This window comes from Metamycoplasma arthritidis (genome assembly GCF_900660715.1).
GTDB classification, from domain to species: domain Bacteria; phylum Bacillota_I; class Bacilli_A; order Mycoplasmatales; family Metamycoplasmataceae; genus Metamycoplasma; species Metamycoplasma arthritidis.
Genome location: NZ_LR215047.1, coordinates 83,622 through 101,566, shown reverse-complemented (window position 1 = coordinate 101,566; position 17,945 = coordinate 83,622). Strand labels below are relative to the sequence as shown.

Sequence of the window (17,945 nt, the reverse complement as noted above, 5' to 3'; positions counted from 1 at the left end):
ATAAAGGTCACAAAAATAAACCAATATGGGGCTAAAAAAGTAATTATCTTTGTTCTTTAATTATAGTTTGTCATTTCCTTGGATAGCCTTTGGGAGTCTTTTTATTTTTTTGATAGTAAACTAAAACATTTGAAATTGTAAAGAATTGCCCAAGTGAAAACGTACTGATTCTTTCGATGCCTAATGTTTCTTTAATGGATTTGGCATTCTCTATCTCTTGCAAATAATTAAGCGATTTTAGAAAGCAACAAATGCCGTTTTGCTTTAGCAAATGATGTGAAATTTCCATTAAATTTTTAAGTTCGCTAACTGCTCTAGCACTAATAAAATCGAATTTTTCGGTTTCTTTACTATCTTCAGCTCGGATTTTTTTAATAGTGATATTTTGAAGATTTAGTTTAGCAATAACCATTTCTAAAAAATTAACGCGTTTATTAATTGGTTCATATATGGTTAGATTAAAAGTTGGATTGATAATAAAATAAGGCAAAATTGGAAAGCCTACGCCGCTGCCAATATCTAAGACTACTTTACTATCTAAATTAAGAATACTACTTGTAATTGCTTGGAAAATCAAAATCGATTCAATAAGACCCTCACAAATTAGTTTTTCATCACTAAAGCCAGTCAAATTATATTTTTGGTTTTCAGTTTCAATTAAATAGTAATAGTCGTAAAGATCTTGTTTTTGTTTATTGTTTAAAAAGGGAAGATATTGCTCAAATAACTTAAACGATTCCTTTGCTAAAAGCATCGTAAACTTCAGTTATTGATGTTTTATTAATATTAGCACCAATTACCAAAGAAAGAAAATGCGCCATTGAAATGACTTTTAGTTTAGAAAAATGAGCAATATCATCATGGTTTGTTGAATCGCTTACGATAACTTCGTCAATAATTGCTTCATCTTCAAACATTTGAAAGCCACGTGAAAATAAGCCATGTGTAGCGGCGATAATAATTTTTTTAGCACCTCTTTGTTTTAAGATACGAGCTGCGTTAATGATGGTTCCGCCTGTATCAATGATGTCGTCATAAACAATAACATTTTTACCTTCAACATTACCTAAAACACCCATGATTTCGCTTTTGTTAGGAGCAGTACGGCGTTTGTCAATAATAGCAATTTCTTCGTCATGCATTAGTAGCTCAGAAAGTTGTCTTGCGCGGACAGCGCCACCGTGGTCTGGCGATACTATGACATAATTCTCTTTACGTTTTCTAAGTTCATTTGAAAAAATAAATTGTCCACCTAAATCATCAACTGGAATATTGAAAAATCCTTGAATTGATGGGTTATGTAAGTCGGTTGTAATAATTTTAGTTGCCCCAGCGACGGTCAATAAGTCAGCAACAAGTTTAGCAGTAATTGGTTGACGACCACTTGCTTTTCGATCTTGGCGCGCGTAGCCATAATATGTCATAACTACAATAATAGCTTTGGCACTTGCTCTTTTAAGTGAGTCAATAAAAATTAATAAGCCCATTAAATTATCATTGACCGGTTTACCGGTGTTACAAATAACAAATACTGTTTTGTTTCTTACCACTTCGTTTGAATAAAGTAGTTCTTCGCCATCGGCAAATTTAATTTTTTGAACTGGCACAATTGGCATGTTTAAATGTTCACCAATTTTGTTAGCTAAGTCTTGGGAATTTTCCATTCCAAAAATTACAATTTCATTGTTTTGCTTTGCTTTCATTTAAAAAATCAATCCTTATATATTTCTATAAATTGTATTATAAAATAGGGTTTTTAGCCATATTAAAGCGTTTTATCACAACAATCGCTAGAAAAAAGTCAATCTAGTTAACTATCATCTAAATTAAGTTATTCTTACGTTTATAAAACAAGTATTTTGATCCTCATTTTGAACTTTATAGTAGCAAAAAATTAAAAATTAATTTTCATCAAAGAAGATCAATAAAAAAGCAAGGCAAAACCTTGCTTCTTGTTTAACTGGCCTCAAATTATAAAAATTCGTGATGCACTCGCTTGTAAATGATTTTGGTAATTTCAACTAGAGTAATATAAGTTCCCATAAATAAAGCGAGCCAAGCAAAGAAAACGGGTTTTAACGGCTCTAGCTTTAGCCATTCATTAATGTTTGGAATATATGGTAATGCCGTAATGACAACTACACCTGCTAAAGTGGTAAGAATAATTGGTGTTGAAGCGTTTGATTTAACAAATGGTATTTTATCTGTTCTTAAGAAATGAATAATGATTGCTTGTGTTCACATTGAAGTGACTAATCAGCCAGTTCAAAAGATTCTTTGGAATGTTTCTTGTAAATTCGGATCGGTTATAGCACTATATCTAGCACCAACAACACTTGGGGCAACGACATAGAACAAAATAAGGAAAGACATAATGTCAACAATGGTACTTATTGGTCCGAACCAAAGCATGAATTTCAAAATGGACTTATATTCTCATTTCTTTGGCTTCCTAATAAATTCCTTATCAACGTTATCTCACGGAATTGCTCCACAACATAGATCATAAATTAAATTAAGAACAATGATTTGCACTGGATGCATCGGTAGAAATGGCAAAATGATTGATGCAAGAACAATGCTAATAATGTTTCCGAAGTTTGAGGAAACTGTCATTTTAACATATTTATTGATATTGGCGTGCGTGCGTCTACCTTCAATTATTCCAGTCGCTAAAACATTAAGGTCTTTTTCTAGCAAAATAATATTGGCTGTTTCTTTAGCAATATCGACTGCGGTATCAACTGAGATAGAAACATCAGCCACTTTCATCGCAGGAGCGTCGTTAATACCATCGCCCATATAACCAACGACATGACCGTTTTTACGAAGAATATTAATGATTCTTGCTTTTTGGTCTGGACTTAATTTGGCAAAGATTTGTGTCGTTTCTACTTCACGAGCCAAAATCTCGTCATCCATCTCAGCAATTTCTTTACCTAAAAGAATCTTTTCATAAGGAATATTAACTTTTGAACACACTGCTTTAGTAACAAGGGGATTGTCACCGGTAAGAATTTTTAGTTCAACTCCTAAATTATGCAACTCTTTAATTGCATCTTCTACTGAGTCTTTTGGTGGATCTAAAAAAGTCAAATAGCCAATTAAGGTCATGCTTTTTTCATCACTAACTGAAAATTCACCTACGGCTGAAGCATCATTTTTAGAAGCGATTGCGATAACGCGCATTCCTTCTTCGGAAAATTCTTCAACTTTTCTTAGAACTTTTTTCACAATTTTTTTATCAAGTTCAATTACTTTACCATCTAAATAAATTTTGTCGCAAACGCTAATCACTTCTTCTACTGCGCCTTTAGTAATCATTTTGATGCGATTATTTTTGAGAGACTTAACCAAAACAGACATTCTCTTACGATTGAAATCGAAAGGAATTTCATCAATTTTTTCAAAGTGCAACTCAAGATTATCCAATTCTTTAATATCATCAGCTAACTCAAGTGTTCTCTTAATTATTGACTTATCTAATAAATTTTTTAGGCCAGTTTGATAATATGAGTTTAAAAAAGCATACTTAAGGACATATGAATCTTCTTTTCCCGTTACATCTAAATGTCTTTCTAAAATAACTTCATCTTGTGTGATTGTTCCGGTTTTGTCGGTACACAAAATGTCCATAGCCCCAAAATTTTGAATTGAATTTAAATTTTTGATAATTGTCTTTTTCTTCGCCATAGTAATAGCACCTTTTGAAAGACAACTTGTGACAATCATTGGCAGCATTTCTGGTGTCAAGCCTACTGCAATAGAAATTCCGAATAATAAAGCATTAATTCACGGATCTTTTTCTGAAGAAGTAAGACCAACTATTAAAAAGACAATCGGAATAACTACAGCCATGATAATAGTTAACATAATAGAAATCTTACGCATCCCTTTTTGGAAGGAAGTTACTACCGGTTTTTCATTAAGCTTTGAAGCGATTTGACCGATATAAGTGTCGTTGCCAGTAACCACTACAATAGCTTTAGCTGATCCTGAAATAATATTAGAACCCATAAAAGCTAGATTGGCATGATCAGTCGGATTCTCATTAGCACTTTTAGCATCATAAATGCTATATTTTTCAATCGGTTCGCTTTCGCCAGTTAAAGATGATTGCGACACAAAAAGGTCCTTGGCTTGCAAAATTCTAACATCAGCAGGAATAATATCACCCGCTGCTAAGTGAACAATATCGCCAACAACAATGTCTTCTAGAGGAATTTCTCTAAGCACACCATCACGTTCAATTAATGAGGTAGTTTGAATGATTTGAATTAATTTGTCAGCACTTGAAGAACTTTTTTGCTCTTGAATAAAATGAATGATGCTGCTAATAAAAACAAGCAGCAAGATAATAACTGAAGTGATATACTCGGGTTTATTGCCTTGTTTTAATGGCAAAATAACGTTTACTACAAGCGAGACCATCGCTAGTACAAATAAAATAATGTTGAAGGTGTTAAAAAAAGAACGAAACAGTCTTTTTCAAACGTTATCTGCGCCTTTTTTTGAGATTTTATTACGGCCATAATCATCGCGATTGCTTTCTACAACATCTTCGTCTTGAATACCTTTAATTGAACTTTTGTATTTGTCAAAAAGTTCATTAGCGCTTGACTTTGAAGATTCGATAAGGCGATTTTTAATTTCTTCTCGTTTTAGTTCGGCAAGAGACTTTGTTTTAACTGTCATTGCATTTTTCATAATACACCCCATTTTCACTTTAATTTGTAAATTTATTACATATATTTTAACAAAATACAAAAATTTAGGGCTTCTAAGGGCCAACTAGAATGGTAAGGGCGAGGGGAAAAATACGGCTTTTAATAAAAAAAGGCCATTTTAATTTGAATGGTACTGCGAGTCTATTTGCAAATTAAATTTATTGCTCTAGTTGAGTGCTTTCATAATAGTAAGATTCTAATTCTGCAATTGATATTTTATCAAGACTGCCGCTAGCAATTACGCCGCCATTTTTAATCGCAATAAATTTAGAGAAATTATTTTTAAGCAAAGAAAGATCATGAATATTGACGAGAATGGTCACTTGTTTTTCTTGGTTCAATCTTTTTAAAATATTAAGAATTTCCATGGCGTTTTTACGATCAAGGTTTGAAGTTGGCTCATCAGCCAAAATTAGAGATGCATCTTTTAAAAATAGTTTAGCTAGTTCCACACGCTTTTTCTGCCCGCCACTTAAATCACTGACCCTACTAAAAGTTTTATCGAAAATATTTAATGAGTTTAAAGTTTCATAAATCTCATTTCTCTGATTTTGATTCAAAATGCCAAATCACTCATAAAAAGCATTTTTATATCTTGTATAAGAACGTTTGAGATTGACATAAACATTCTCAATATCAATTAGATTGGGATCTTGTCCTAAAAAACCAATTAATTTTAGAAGTTTTTTTCATTCTCTTTTTGAATAAGATTTAAGTGATTTGCCTGCAATCAAAATTTCGCCTGATTCAATTTGAAGTTGATTTAAAATGGCATTAAAAATTGTGGATTTTCCCGAACCGGATTCACCAATAATTGCTACCATTTCTCCTTTGTTAATCGAAAAAGTAACGTCCTTTAAAATTAAAGAGGAATTGTTTTTGTACTTGGCACTTAGATTGTTAAACTCAATGTATTTCTGCATAATTAATTAAAATTATATTAAAAATACACTACCAATGTAGTGTATTGAGTTAGGATTTTATAATTATTTAATGGTGGCTTTAATTTCGTTTTCTTTTAATAGCATTAAGACGGTTTCTTTGATTTCTTTAGAGTAATCATCGAACATTTTTTGCTCTACTTTAGAAAGCATAATTTTTGGTAAATGACTGTAGCCATTCTTACCTAAAATGACAGGAAGACCAAAGTAAGAGCCGGCGTGTTTATATTCGCTAGGAAGTTGTACGCCTAAAGAAAAAACAGCATTTTTATCCCCAATAATTGCACTAGTTATTTGGCAAAGTGATTCACCAATACCAAAATTAGTAATTCCTTTACCGGCAATAATTTCAAATGCTTCGTTTTTTACCTTCTCGCAAACGCTGTTTTGATAGTTTTCATCTAGATCGTTTGACATTGATAGAAAACTGCTCATACCAAGACGGATTTGTGAAAAAGGAATAATGCAACGAGCGCCGTGTTCACCAATAACATACCCTGAAATAGCAGAAGCTTTTATGTTTAGCTTTTCAGCAATGAATTTTTTCAATCGAGCGGTTTCTAAAATTGTTCCCGAGCTAATTACTTTTGAAGCATCAAATTGCGTTGCTTGTTGATAAACGCTAGCCATAATATCAACCGGATTGCTTGCAATAACTGTAATGCCTTTAAAACCAGCTGCAACAACTTTATTAGCAATATCTTTCATTAGTTTAGCATTATCATTTAATAGTTCCAAGCGATCAGCTAGTTTATCGTTCTTAGGACGAACTGAAGCGGTAATTACCAAAATTTCAGCGTCGCTTAAATCATTGTATGTACCTGATCTGAAATAAGAGCCATTTGATGGCATTGCGCAAGCAGCATCATTTAAGTCTTTAGCCTGAGCAATTGCACAAGGTTCAAAATTATCAATTAGTACATAATTTGCTTCGATATTTTGGTTAAGGCAAGCATACAAATACGAGCTCCCAACTGCTCCAACGCCAATAATCCCAATTTTAATCATTATTATTTCCTCCAGAAATATCTTTAATACTTTTTAGCAGAGTCATATTTAAATTTGCCTGACCAGTATTAACAAAAGGATTAAGCCCAAGCAAATAAGCTGACACGATTGAGGCACGATGTAAAAAGACCATCATTCAGCCAAGTGTTATGTCACTATCATCTGCAATAAAAATACGTAAGTTCGGTATCTTATAAATAATAACATGATTTTCAATAATTGTGTCTGCAATCGCTTTGCCAATTTTGTTATAAGTTACTGTCTGATTTAGGTAGTTATAATTATTAGCTTCATCCGCACTTGGCGAGACAGGTTTATAGTCAAGGCCATTATTAACATATAAAGAGGTTTCAAAAATCTTAAGACCACTCTGAGTAATCGATTGGCCAAAAACTTTGGCGTCATCTTGCATAAAATTAACAAGAGGTAAAATGCCTTTATGGTTTTTTACTGACGCTTCTGAGAAATACATCTTTCAAAGTTCGCCTAGTTTATAGTCACTTTTTGAAAAGACATTGATAAATTCTAAGTTGTGTTCGTTTTTGAACAAAATAGTGCGGGCAACTGCATAACGATACGCAACATTGACTTCAAGGTCATCTTTAGAATAAATTGCGGCCGCTTTATTGGCTCCATCTAAAAATTTATCAATATTAATAGCAGCACAAGCAAGCACGAATAAAACGCCTGCCGAAAAAGAAAAGTATCTTTCAATAGTATTATCGTAAATTACAAAGTGTTCGTAGTTGCCATTTCTTACTTCTTCAAATAAAGTTCCGTAATTGTTATTTGTTGAAACATAAATATATTTATTGGCATTAACTTTGCCGAGTTTTTTTTCTAAAATTGAACGAAATTCACGGAATAGCAATAATGTTTCAATCGAGTCCCCGCGTTGTGAAATGACATTGATGGCAAAATTCTTTTTCGATAGATAAATGCATAGTTGAGCAATATCACGACCGTTAATATTATCATTTACAAAAATAATTTCTAATGAACTACTTTGTGGTCTAAGGCCTTTAGAAAATTCAATTAAAGCTTGGGATTGTAAAGTAATTTCTTTTGAAGCAATGACTACTAGAACCTCTACTTCACCAGATGCTATTAGTTCTTTAGATTTTTGTTTAATCGCATTGTAATCATGTTTAGTAACGCCCTTAAAAACATCAAAGAAACCAAATTTTTCTTTGCCTTCAATATTTCCGGTTTTGATTTTTTTATTAATGTCCCCAATGATGTCTTGGTACTTAGCGATTGCTTGATCTTTAATTGCGTAAGATACATCTAAACTAATTGGACCATTATTTGCCATATCTAAGTCCTTTATTAGTAAATTCAAGCAGCGCTTCAAAGTTGGTATTTTCTTTGTCTAGACGAAATTGAAATGGATTTTTTAAGTGTTTGGGATGAATTCTTTTAAATGAAACTAGCAATTCTCTTGTTGGCAACACTTCTAAGACAACAACTTGTTTGATTGAGCCTACTTTAAAAGAATGCGTAGGATTTTTAATATAAAAGTCACTAATTTCATTAACGTTTAGAAAGCATCTTCTTTTATCAATGGTTTCTAAATAAATTAGTTTGTTTCAAATTTTTGTTACTTTAACTTTGATGATTTTACCAGGCTGGTAAGTAATTGGGAATTCGGCCATTAGATAATCTCCTTAATTTGCGAAAAATATTTCGTTATTTTAGTAATTTCACTAACAATGGGAAGCAAGTTAGAAATTCCAAAAGTGTTATTAATAATGTCGTGAATCTTAGTAAACTCAGTAGAAACTTTAGCAAGTTCGTCATTAGTTAAGTTAGGGACCTTGGATGCTAAAAATTCTATTCTTCTTTTATTATATTCTTTTAGAAGATTTTTAAAAATGGTCATAACTAAAAGTGGATTTTTTGCAATTGGATCATTATCAATTTTTAGATCTTTAAAAATGGTTTTAAAATTTGCAAAATAATTTGAGTTATATTGCAATAATGCTTTTCAAATTCCCGCTTTATTAGAGATATTTTTCAAAGAATCTTGTTTTAGTGCGTTTAAAGAAATTTCATTTAACATCGGAAGCAAATAATAATCAAGAATTTCGTGTTCGCTAGTTTCATTTTGATTCATAATTTCGGGTGTTAAAAATGAAGTAAGACTTTTAATTAATTCATTAGTTTTTACTTCGTCATTATTTTGTTTGCTTTTAACAACATCTAATAATGAAACAGCAGTCATATTAAAACTGGTTTTAGCGAGCAAATCAAGGACATTGAATACTCTTGAACTAACAAAATCACTTAATTTCAAATCATCAATAAATTTTTTAATAAAAGCACCAAACTTATCTCACAAACCTTCAAAATCTTTATAAAATTTGTCATTAGAAAAAATATTACTTGTTTTTATTTTGGCAATATTTTCTAAGCTAATTTTTTTATACCCAGCAGCTTTTTCTCAACTTTGATCAAATCTTTGAATAGTGCCCTTTAAATTATTTTTTAATGAAGCAAGCGTATTTTTGGTATTGAATATTTCATCGATTATATTGTTTTTGATAGCAAAAAGTTCGGCAAATGGAGCTGCTAATTTTAAAAAGTTTGCAATTAAATTTGTTTGTAAATCACCGATGATGTCTCTAAAGGTTTTTGCTTCTTGAGGATCAAGAAAAATTTCCTTAATCACATTCTCTTTGTCAAAGTTTAGTTCTTTTATTGAAACGCTTAAAATTTCTTGGATAAGAATGTTCTTATATTCCGATGCCAGGTCTTTTGAAGAGTTTAGATTTGTGATTTTAGCTTTTATTGAACGAATAAATTTGCGATAGATAGAGGTAAATTTTCTAATTTTTTCATCAGGGTTTTCAAGGTTTTTTAAACTATCATTAGTTCTAATTTTATTTGTAATTACTTCGTTAAAAATTGCGATTAATTCGTTTTCTAGTATCAAGAATAACGATTGTAAAGAAACGCTATTATCGTTGTTAGCAATCTTTTCTAAAAGTTCTTCTTTAGAAAGACTAGGATTGGTTTGTTTTAGCTCAAGAATCTTAACAATTTTATTGATTTCTTCAGAAGTCCATGAGATTAAAAAACTATTAATTGAACGAAAAATATATGATTTTCTTTCAATTGAAAGATCACTTTTAGATAGCAACTTTTCTAAAGAATCATACAAATTATCTAAACGCGATCCAACACTATGATAGAAGCCATTTTTTAATGTTTCATTGGTCGATGAAATTCAGGCATTAAGCTTGTGAAATGCACTTTCACCAAACGCATCGCCAAATTTGTAATTGGAAGATTGTAATAACCTATTTTTTGTATTAGCATCTAAAGAAGATTTATTTAAATAATTAGTTAACGAATCTAAAATACTATTATTTTTTCAATCTTCTTTAGCCTCGGCAATTCCGTAACGAACACTCGGATCCTTTTTAGGAACATCTTTATTATCATTGCCACAAGACAAAGAAACTAATGGCAAACTCAAAACAGATATACCGGATAACAATAGAAATAGCTTATTTTTTTTAAGTTTATTTTTTCTATTCATATCAATAATTTTAGTACATATAAAATAAAAGTCTAATTAAAAGAAAAATTAGCAAGTTTTGATTAAAATTTTTAAATTAAGGTGGTAAATAATGAAAAAAATATTTAAATTACTTTCACTTCCATTTACATTAATTGCACCTACAATTGCAATAAGTTGTTCAACAACGAATATTAGTTTTGCTGTGGTAGTGCCATGAGACAAAAATTTAGACAAAAGTTTTTTTGATGAAATAATCAAAGAATATAATCGACTAAATAAATTATCAAATGCCAACGCTAAAGAGGTTGGCAACGAAGTTGCTTTTGTAGAAAGTGGAAATGATTTAGCTAATAATTTAGTTAAAGGGGCAAGTAATGTTGCCATTTTGACACCGACTGTTTTTTATAACAACAAGGATCGTGACTCAGTAGTTCCTTTTATTCAAACACTGACAAAAGCCTTTAATTTTGAAAAAGAAAACTCATATTATAAAAACGGCAAGGAAAATGAAGATGATCTTCGCAAACTTGCTGCCACTGCACAAAAAGCTTTTGAAGCAAAAAAATATTTAGAATGAGATGACCAATCATATGGTTGAGACGGCACTAAATATACTCGCTTTTACGACTTGAACAAAACAATTGAATATTATCGTGGCGTAGTAATGATTTGAGGCAACGAGGACACAAAGACCAAAATTAAAAAAGCTTGAGATGAAAAAGATTGAAATACTTTTCGCAACTTCGGGATTGTAACTGGTAAAAAAACTAGTGCCTCAAAGTATAAGTTGCAAGAAGCCCTATTTAAAAAACATTTCACTAAAAAAGGTAACGAGTTTACTTCTTTCGGTGAAGACATGCTAAAAAACGCTGATAAATATCAACAAGGTGATGGACACAACATATCTAAAGGCTCTCTTTCTAAATATCATATTGTTTTTGATGAATTTGGTGCATTTGCTTACAAACACAACTCTTATAAAGGCAAAAAATTAGATTACTATTCAACTAATAATGAAGATGAGAAAATAGAATTTTTAACCACAACCGAAGCAATGAAATATAACATGTATGTTGCCAAAAAATCATTAGATCAAAAAACCATAGACTTACTAGCCAAGGCAATAATTAATGTTCATAAAAATGGCAAAGATAACTACGGACCTAGAATAGGTTTTAATGGTTACAAACAAATCAAAGACATCAAGCAAGAAGTAATTGATCCTTTTGAAAAACTCTTTAACAATGAATAATAACATAACAATTAAAAAGAACATTTTTCGCTATCAAATTAGTAATGGCGAAATAGTACTAAAATCACGACTTAGACCTTGAGTGAAGGTGATTTTTGGATTTTTTATTCTAAGTATTATTGTTTCTTTTTTTCTTAATGTTAATTTCTCTTTTTCAAGTAATGGCCTAGGATTATTTTTCAATAACATAAAAGACTTTTTTAAAGCTTCTTCAATTAGCAAAGAATATGGTAATCAAAACCTTTGACTTCTATCATTTAAATTTTTGTTTGAAAGTATCAAAATTATCTTTTTTGGCACTATTGTTGGGGTTACTTTAGCTTTAATAACTGCTTATTTTTCAAACTATAAAACGAATTCTAAATGAATCGCATTTCCATTTAGATCAATTACGATTTTTCTAAGAATATGCCCTGAATTGTTATTTGTTTACTTGTTTAGTGCGACATTTGACAAAATTTTAGCAATTAATTTAATTCTTTCATGAAGTAGCTGACTTTGATTACATGAATACTTTTCACAATCAATTGAAAACGCTAATTACACTATTTATTGACATTTGACCAAAAGTTCACACTCAAAGTTTAAAGCTTTTATGACTGAAATTTGGCCACAAATCAAACAAAAAGTTTTTGGATACATTTTCTATGCTTTTGAATCTAATTTAAGATGAAGTACCATTCTTTCTAGATTGGGGTTTTTAGGAATCGGGCTGTTAATTGTTGATCCTGAAAAAAATACTTTTAGTGAACTTTTAATCCCATTATTTGTTTTGGTCACTTTTACTTTTTTGTTAGAACTTTTCCATCTTGGTTGAAATAAATATATTATCGCGAGTAAAAGCCATAGTTCTAATCATAAGTCATATCAAAAAGAAAAAACATTGCAAACACTAGTTAAAGTATTTGTTGCGATTTTTTGCTTAATTATGGTTGTTCTATCTATTCAAAGTTTAATAGGTCAAAGATTTTATCCGGACCAAGGAAAAGATTATCTTAGATCATTGTTTTTGCCCAACTGAAACGAACTTAGTTTGAGTGGACCTGAGAACATTTTTAAAATAGTGTACGAACTAATTAGCTTAGTAGCAATTACTATTCTTGTGGTATTTGTAATTAGTAAACTAAAATTGTTTTTTCTTAATAGCAAAACAAATAGCAAACCAAAATCTATTATTTTTAAGTTATGCAATTCATTTGCCAGGACCATTCCGACGATTGTGCTATTCTTTCTAATAGAACCAATTTTTAAACTGTATCCTGCCGCATTTGTCTTTGCTTTTGCTATACATAGTGCTTCCACTTTAACTAAAAATTTAGAAAATTCCATCCAAAAAATCAATCAAAATCAAATTGTCGAATTAAAAAAACAAGGATATAGCTCGCTAAAAATTTATCGAAATTTTATTCTCCCAACCATCAAAAAAGACACCGTTACAATGTTTAGCTTTGAAATCGAAAAAATCATTCGAAATTTCATTACATATGGCATTTTTTCTTCTAGTTTAATTGGAATAAAATCAACGCTATCAGTTTCAAGAACCGTAGCTGACATTGCTCCTTATTTATGAATCGGTGCCTTATTAATTGCCCTTGTTAATTTGCTTTCTATTTTTATCCGTCTAAAAGCTGGCGAAATTAATTTGCTAGGAATCTTTAGTAAAAAAAGAAAAATTATTTTTGGCTCTTAAGAATTTTCATAGGCAAAAGCATTTTAAAAATGCCGCGGTAATAAACGGCATTTTTAATTAAATAGTTTATAAGGTGCTAATTGTTTTAATAGTTACATTTTCAACAGCTAATTTTTCTAGCTCTGGTAGTTTATCTAATTCTTTTTCTAGCTCGCTTGCTTCTTCGGGCGTTGGTTTAATAATTGGATTTTTAGGAGCAAAAAGTTCGCAAGTTTCACAAGCTTTTAAAATTGAAATTGGCATAGTTCCTATTTTTTCGGCAATCTTAATCGTTTCGTTTTTATCAAAACTAAGAAGTGGTCTAAAAATCGGAAGTGTAATCGGAGCACTAACTGTGTGAATTGCTTCTAATGTTTGTGATGCCACTTGTGCCAAATTTTCACCGTTAGATAAAGCTTTAATGTGCAATTTTTTTGCAAGCATTTGAGCGATCCGATAAAAAGAACGTCGCATTAAGATAATTTTATATTTTTGATTACTTACGAGGCCAATATAATTCATGATATCTGTAAAATTAACTTGATATAGTTTGGCGCTCCCTTGGTATTTAGCGATAACTTTAATTAATTCATCAACTTTTTGTGTGGTTTTTTCATCAGTATGAGGTGGCGTGATGAAATTTAAAAAATTAATTCTTAGACCTCGTTTTTGTAGTAAATAAGCCGCTACTGGTGAATCAATGCCACCACTCATTAGATGCAAAACTTGACCAGCAGAATTTAAAGGCATGCCACCAAGGCCGGCAATATAATCAATAAAAATATAAGTTGAAGCATCCCTAACCTCAACATATATTTTTAAATCAGGCTCTTCTAAATTTACTTTTACTTCGAAATTACTTAGAATAGCACAGCCTAAATGTCTATTTAAATCATTGGAATTCATTTCAAAATTTTTATTATGTCTTCTTGCTGCAATAGCAAAAGTTTTAAAAGGATATTTTTGTTTAGCAATATCTAGTACTTTTGAAGTAATTGCTGCCAAAGAGCTTTCTACTTCATAAACGCATGAATAAGAAGAAATACCAAAAACATACTTAAGAGCATCTAAATTAGTCAAACTAAAATCCAAAAAAGCACGATCGTATTCCATTTTAATTTGCTCTTTTGGTATATGGAACATTAAATTACGTTTTAAATCATTAATAAAATCCCGTTTATTTTGGCCTTTGAGCGTAAGTTCGCCATATCTTATTAGAATTTTTTGATACATGTTTTTCTCCTTAATTCCCCACAACAAAACTATGGGTGATTTTTAGTATTTCATCATATTTGCCTTCGTTATATAAGCCCATAGTTTTTAAATAAATATTTTTAACATCTTCTGAAGAAGAAACTTCAGCAGCAAGATATTTAATAATTTTTTTAGCAAGCTCAAAAGTATTAATTTTGATTTCAAACATTGCAATAACATCAATATATTTATCCAATAAACTATCGAATTGATTGCTTAAGGTTAATAGCGAATTTTGACTATCTAATAGCATATTTTGAAAATTTTCAAATTCAATGTCAATATTTTTGGTTGCTTTTTTTTCAGCCTCATCCATTACAATTTTGTTATCAGCACATTTTGCTAATATTTCATATATTTTTGATTGCATTAGGTGGCTATTTTCTGATAAAAAATCTTTGCTTAGTTGATACTCATTAATTTCATTTATTAAGTCAAGTTCAAAGTGACAGTATTGTTTAATTTTAACAATTAATGATTTAATTTCATCAACAATATCTGTATAAGAAATATTTTGTTTTAACCACTTTTCTTTATTATTGTAATAATCAAAAGTCTTAAGTTCTTGGTTCATAAAATTTTCAATTTCTACAATTGTTATTTTAGATTGCTTATTATAACGATAGTTAGTTTTTTTAAGCTCGTGTAATAGCCAAGTAGTTTGCTTAACAAAATGATTTTTAATTTCAATGATTTTTTGTTCGTTTAAATTAAGCAAATAAGCACATTTAGTTTCAATAGTCAATTTATTATTTCAACTAATGATTATTTTGTTAATTGACAGGAGCTCATTTCTTATTTTGGTTTCGGTTTCTAGTAAATTGCCATTTATTATTTCATCACGAACTTCTTTGATTCTTTCTAAAATTTTAGGCAAATTAATTAACTTCTCTAAATTCAAAAAAGCATATGAAATAACATTTTTTTGGCGTTCTTTATTTTGCAATAAGATTCTAATTTTATTGGGGAGTGTTTCATTAACAAAAATAAAGTATTTAATTGCTCGGCTAATAATTAAGCCATATTCATAAACTAAATTTTGGGTTTCTTGTAATTTTATTTCACTATTTTTAGCCTCAAAAGTCATATTGAATAAGATATCAAAAGATTCTTTAATTTCATTATTTAAAGCATTAAGACGACTTTCAAAAAAGTCTAAATAATTTTGTTTATATAATGATTTACCTTGATTAATAAGTTTTTTTCAAACAACCTGCAAATTAGACACTCGAGCAAAAAAGTTATTTAAAATAAGAGAATTCGCTTCACTAAATTCAACAACTGCCAAAAATAGTTTTTGAAGTTTCTGAAATTCTAATGTTAGAAGCTTGCTTTGTTTCTTGACTTTTTTGTAACATTTTAAACAAAGATAATGTTTTTTTAAATGACCATTAATTATACCGTTAATTTTATTAGTAGAAATTCGTAGTTGCTTGGCACTAACTTCAAAAGCGCTTACTTTTGCAGTTAGCTGATTTTCTAGTTCCATTGCTTGTTTAGAATTTTTGGCAAATGATTCAAATTGATCCATGATTTTTTCTAAGCTCTCTTCTCATGACTGAATTTTTTCAATCATCTTTTTACTCTTTTCGCGAGTAGCACTAAAAAATATTTTGCCAAAATAAACAAAGATTGCAGTGAATGTTAAGATCACCACAATAACAAGCAACATAATTAGAAAAATCGTAGTTTTACTCATGTTCTTTAATATTATATTTATCTTATTCAAAGATTAAATAGAGAAAAAACAAAATTAAACTATAATTACTAGCATGAAAAACACCAAAAAGATTACTTTAGCCTGTCAAGTCTGTCTTGCTAAGAACTATAGTACTAATAAAAGTGTTACTAATCGTTTAGAAATTAAAAAGTTTTGCAAACATTGCAACATGCAAACCCTACATAAGGAGGAAAAGTAATGAATAACGATAAAGAAAATGGATTCAAAGAATCGCCTGAAATTGATCAAAGCACCGTCAAAGAATCAACAACTAAAAATTTTGTAAAAGAAATTAAAAGAATTAGATGATCACGTCCAGCTAAAAGTTGAAGATGATTTGGGATCACCATCGCTTTTACGGCTGCCTTTGCAATTTTTGCGTTTTTAATTACGTTTATATTTACTTCACTCTGAAATTTAGTAGGTATCAAATCTTAAACTAGCTAGGAGCGTGGATGAACATGAACAACCAAGATAAAGCTTTTAAGTGATATATGATTTCAACTGTTTCTGGCAAAGAAGACAATGTCGTTGAATCACTTAAAAATAAAATTTCAACTCAAGATATGGATGAATGTTTTAAAGAAATAAAAATCTTTAAAATGCCTCACTTATCTAATAAAGAACTTGAAAAAAAATCAAAAGGCGAAGAATATAAAGTTAAATATTTAAATATTTACAAAGGTTACATTTTTATTAATATGATTATGACCGATGAAGCTTGATACTTAGTCAGAAACACCCAATATGTAACCGGGCTAATTGGTTCAAGTGGTAAGGGAGCAAAACCAACTCCAATTAGTACTCGTAACTTTGAAAAAATGGTACAAAAAGAAATTGCTCTTGCTGAAAAATTTGCCGCAGGCGATATTGAAACAGTTTTCAAAGAAGGCGTTATTGTTAAAATCACTAGCGGAATTTTCAAAGGAGAAATGGGCGAAATCGTTAAAAATAATGACATCACCCAAAAAGCTTTTGTCAATATTGAGCAATATGGTAGAAAAGTGCCTACCGAAATTGATCACGCCGATTTAGAAATTTGCGGTTAAAACTTATCCAATATTCTTTCAAAAAACCAAAAGAGGTTTGTTGCAATCTCTTTTGGTTTTTTATTGTTGAAATAAAGGCTTTTGATAATGCCAAATATTATTAATAGTTTGCAAAATGAACTAAATATCACCGGATTCACGTAGCATCTTAGCAAGGCCATCTACTAATTTGCTTGAAAAAACCCCGTTTTTATTTTTAAATTGTTCATAGAGATAGTCTAATTCATCATAAATGCGATAAATTAGTTCTAGAGGATAGTTTAGTTTTTTAATTGACTCTTTAAAATCATTTCAATCAATAACATTAAATTCTTGCGCGGCGTAGCTTTTAACATCAACATCAAAATCAATATATTTAACTGTACCATTATCAATATAAAAAGGGCTCGCCAAATTAACATAGATGTAATTTTCTTTATTACGATTTAGGGTAATATTTGCATTATAAAACTTATTTTTGGCAAAGAAAAATAGCGTTGGATCCGAAACAATTCAATTCATATTTTCTTCTGATACTTTGGTTTTAATTAGTAATAGCACCACGAAGTCGTTCAAGTTAGCAATAACTTTGGCACCCTCATATTGACGATACAAAGTGCCATCATATTTAAAAGCTTGAATATTAATAATTTCGCCAATATCAAATAAGTGGCGGCCGGTTCTTGGGGTATTAACTGGTTGTTTTTCTTTTTCTTCGTCATTTAGAAGATCATAAAAGCTCTTAATAATTGGCTCTTCGTTTTTGTTGTTCGTCATGGTTGTTTATTACTCACCTCATGTAATGTATGAAATTTTTGAA

General features: G+C 30.2%; 16 protein-coding genes. 5 read left to right on the top strand and 11 right to left on the bottom strand.

Annotation, left to right across the window (positions count from 1 at the left end; translation table 4 throughout):
• Positions 1-43 precede the first annotated feature (43 nt).
• The 8 genes from rsmG to EXC42_RS05730 form a co-directional block, all read right to left on the bottom strand.
• A complete protein-coding gene (gene rsmG, locus EXC42_RS00430) occupies positions 44-754 on the bottom strand; it encodes a 16S rRNA (guanine(527)-N(7))-methyltransferase RsmG (protein WP_129648831.1) in 711 nt (236 codons plus the stop codon).
• Positions 729-1,703: a ribose-phosphate pyrophosphokinase gene (locus tag EXC42_RS00425; protein WP_012498010.1), complete on the bottom strand. Its 975-nt coding sequence runs from the start codon at positions 1,701-1,703 to the stop codon at positions 729-731. The genes rsmG and EXC42_RS00425 overlap by 26 nt, the downstream gene beginning before the upstream one ends.
• A 268-nt stretch (positions 1,704-1,971) precedes the next feature.
• A complete protein-coding gene (mgtA, locus tag EXC42_RS00420) occupies positions 1,972-4,707 on the bottom strand; it encodes a magnesium-translocating P-type ATPase (protein WP_012498009.1) in 2,736 nt (911 codons plus the stop codon).
• Positions 4,708-4,885: 178 nt separating this feature from the next.
• Positions 4,886-5,650 carry an ATP-binding cassette domain-containing protein gene (locus EXC42_RS05745; RefSeq protein WP_041914083.1) on the bottom strand — a complete coding sequence of 255 codons (765 nt, stop codon included), beginning with the start codon at positions 5,648-5,650 and terminating at the stop codon, positions 4,886-4,888.
• A gap of 63 nt (positions 5,651-5,713) precedes the next feature.
• Positions 5,714-6,676 carry a lactate/malate family dehydrogenase gene (locus tag EXC42_RS00410; protein ID WP_129648829.1) on the bottom strand — a complete coding sequence of 321 codons (963 nt, stop codon included), beginning with the start codon at positions 6,674-6,676 and terminating at the stop codon, positions 5,714-5,716.
• Positions 6,669-7,991 (bottom strand): glucose-6-phosphate isomerase, encoded by a 1,323-nt coding sequence (locus tag EXC42_RS05740; RefSeq protein WP_129648827.1) that lies wholly within the window; start codon positions 7,989-7,991, stop codon positions 6,669-6,671. The genes EXC42_RS00410 and EXC42_RS05740 overlap by 8 nt, the downstream gene beginning before the upstream one ends.
• Positions 7,981-8,331 (bottom strand): S1 RNA-binding domain-containing protein, encoded by a 351-nt coding sequence (locus EXC42_RS05735; protein WP_012498005.1) that lies wholly within the window; start codon positions 8,329-8,331, stop codon positions 7,981-7,983. The genes EXC42_RS05740 and EXC42_RS05735 overlap by 11 nt, the downstream gene beginning before the upstream one ends.
• The gene (locus EXC42_RS05730; RefSeq protein ID WP_012498004.1) at positions 8,331-10,220 is read right to left on the bottom strand and encodes a variable surface lipoprotein; all 1,890 of its coding nucleotides are present in this window, start codon (positions 10,218-10,220) and stop codon (positions 8,331-8,333) included. The genes EXC42_RS05735 and EXC42_RS05730 overlap by 1 nt, the downstream gene beginning before the upstream one ends.
• Positions 10,221-10,311: 91 nt before the next feature.
• Here EXC42_RS05730 and cypl point away from each other — a divergent pair, with 91 nt between their 5' ends.
• Positions 10,312-11,454 carry an ABC transporter thiamine pyrophosphate-binding lipoprotein p37/Cypl gene (cypl, locus tag EXC42_RS05725; protein WP_129648824.1) on the top strand — a complete coding sequence of 381 codons (1,143 nt, stop codon included), beginning with the start codon at positions 10,312-10,314 and terminating at the stop codon, positions 11,452-11,454.
• Positions 11,447-13,144 (top strand): ABC transporter permease subunit, encoded by a 1,698-nt coding sequence (locus tag EXC42_RS05720; protein ID WP_012498002.1) that lies wholly within the window; start codon positions 11,447-11,449, stop codon positions 13,142-13,144. The genes cypl and EXC42_RS05720 overlap by 8 nt, the downstream gene beginning before the upstream one ends.
• A gap of 66 nt (positions 13,145-13,210) precedes the next feature.
• Here EXC42_RS05720 and thiI read toward each other — a convergent pair whose 3' ends face one another.
• Positions 13,211-14,356, bottom strand: a complete 1,146-nt coding sequence (gene thiI, locus EXC42_RS00380; protein WP_012498001.1) for a tRNA uracil 4-sulfurtransferase ThiI — start codon at positions 14,354-14,356, stop codon at positions 13,211-13,213.
• A 10-nt stretch (positions 14,357-14,366) separates the two neighbouring features.
• Positions 14,367-16,076 (bottom strand): hypothetical protein, encoded by a 1,710-nt coding sequence (locus EXC42_RS05715; protein ID WP_041914082.1) that lies wholly within the window; start codon positions 16,074-16,076, stop codon positions 14,367-14,369.
• A 73-nt stretch (positions 16,077-16,149) separates the two neighbouring features.
• Between EXC42_RS05715 and rpmG the strand changes: the two genes are divergently transcribed.
• The 3 genes from rpmG to nusG are packed head-to-tail and all read left to right on the top strand — an operon-like array spanning position 16,150 to position 17,146.
• On the top strand, positions 16,150-16,296 hold the full coding sequence (gene rpmG, locus EXC42_RS00370) for a 50S ribosomal protein L33 (protein WP_012497999.1): 147 nt from the start codon (positions 16,150-16,152) through the stop codon (positions 16,294-16,296).
• Complete coding sequence (locus EXC42_RS05710; protein ID WP_012497998.1) at positions 16,296-16,535, top strand: preprotein translocase subunit SecE; 240 nt, start codon at positions 16,296-16,298, stop codon at positions 16,533-16,535. The genes rpmG and EXC42_RS05710 overlap by 1 nt, the downstream gene beginning before the upstream one ends.
• A 17-nt stretch (positions 16,536-16,552) precedes the next feature.
• Positions 16,553-17,146 carry a transcription termination/antitermination protein NusG gene (gene nusG, locus EXC42_RS05705; RefSeq protein WP_012497997.1) on the top strand — a complete coding sequence of 198 codons (594 nt, stop codon included), beginning with the start codon at positions 16,553-16,555 and terminating at the stop codon, positions 17,144-17,146.
• 120 nt (positions 17,147-17,266) lie between these two features.
• Here the strand turns inward: nusG and EXC42_RS05700 are convergent, their stop codons facing one another.
• Positions 17,267-17,902: a DUF402 domain-containing protein gene (locus tag EXC42_RS05700; RefSeq protein ID WP_012497996.1), complete on the bottom strand. Its 636-nt coding sequence runs from the start codon at positions 17,900-17,902 to the stop codon at positions 17,267-17,269.
• Positions 17,903-17,945 lie beyond the last annotated feature (43 nt).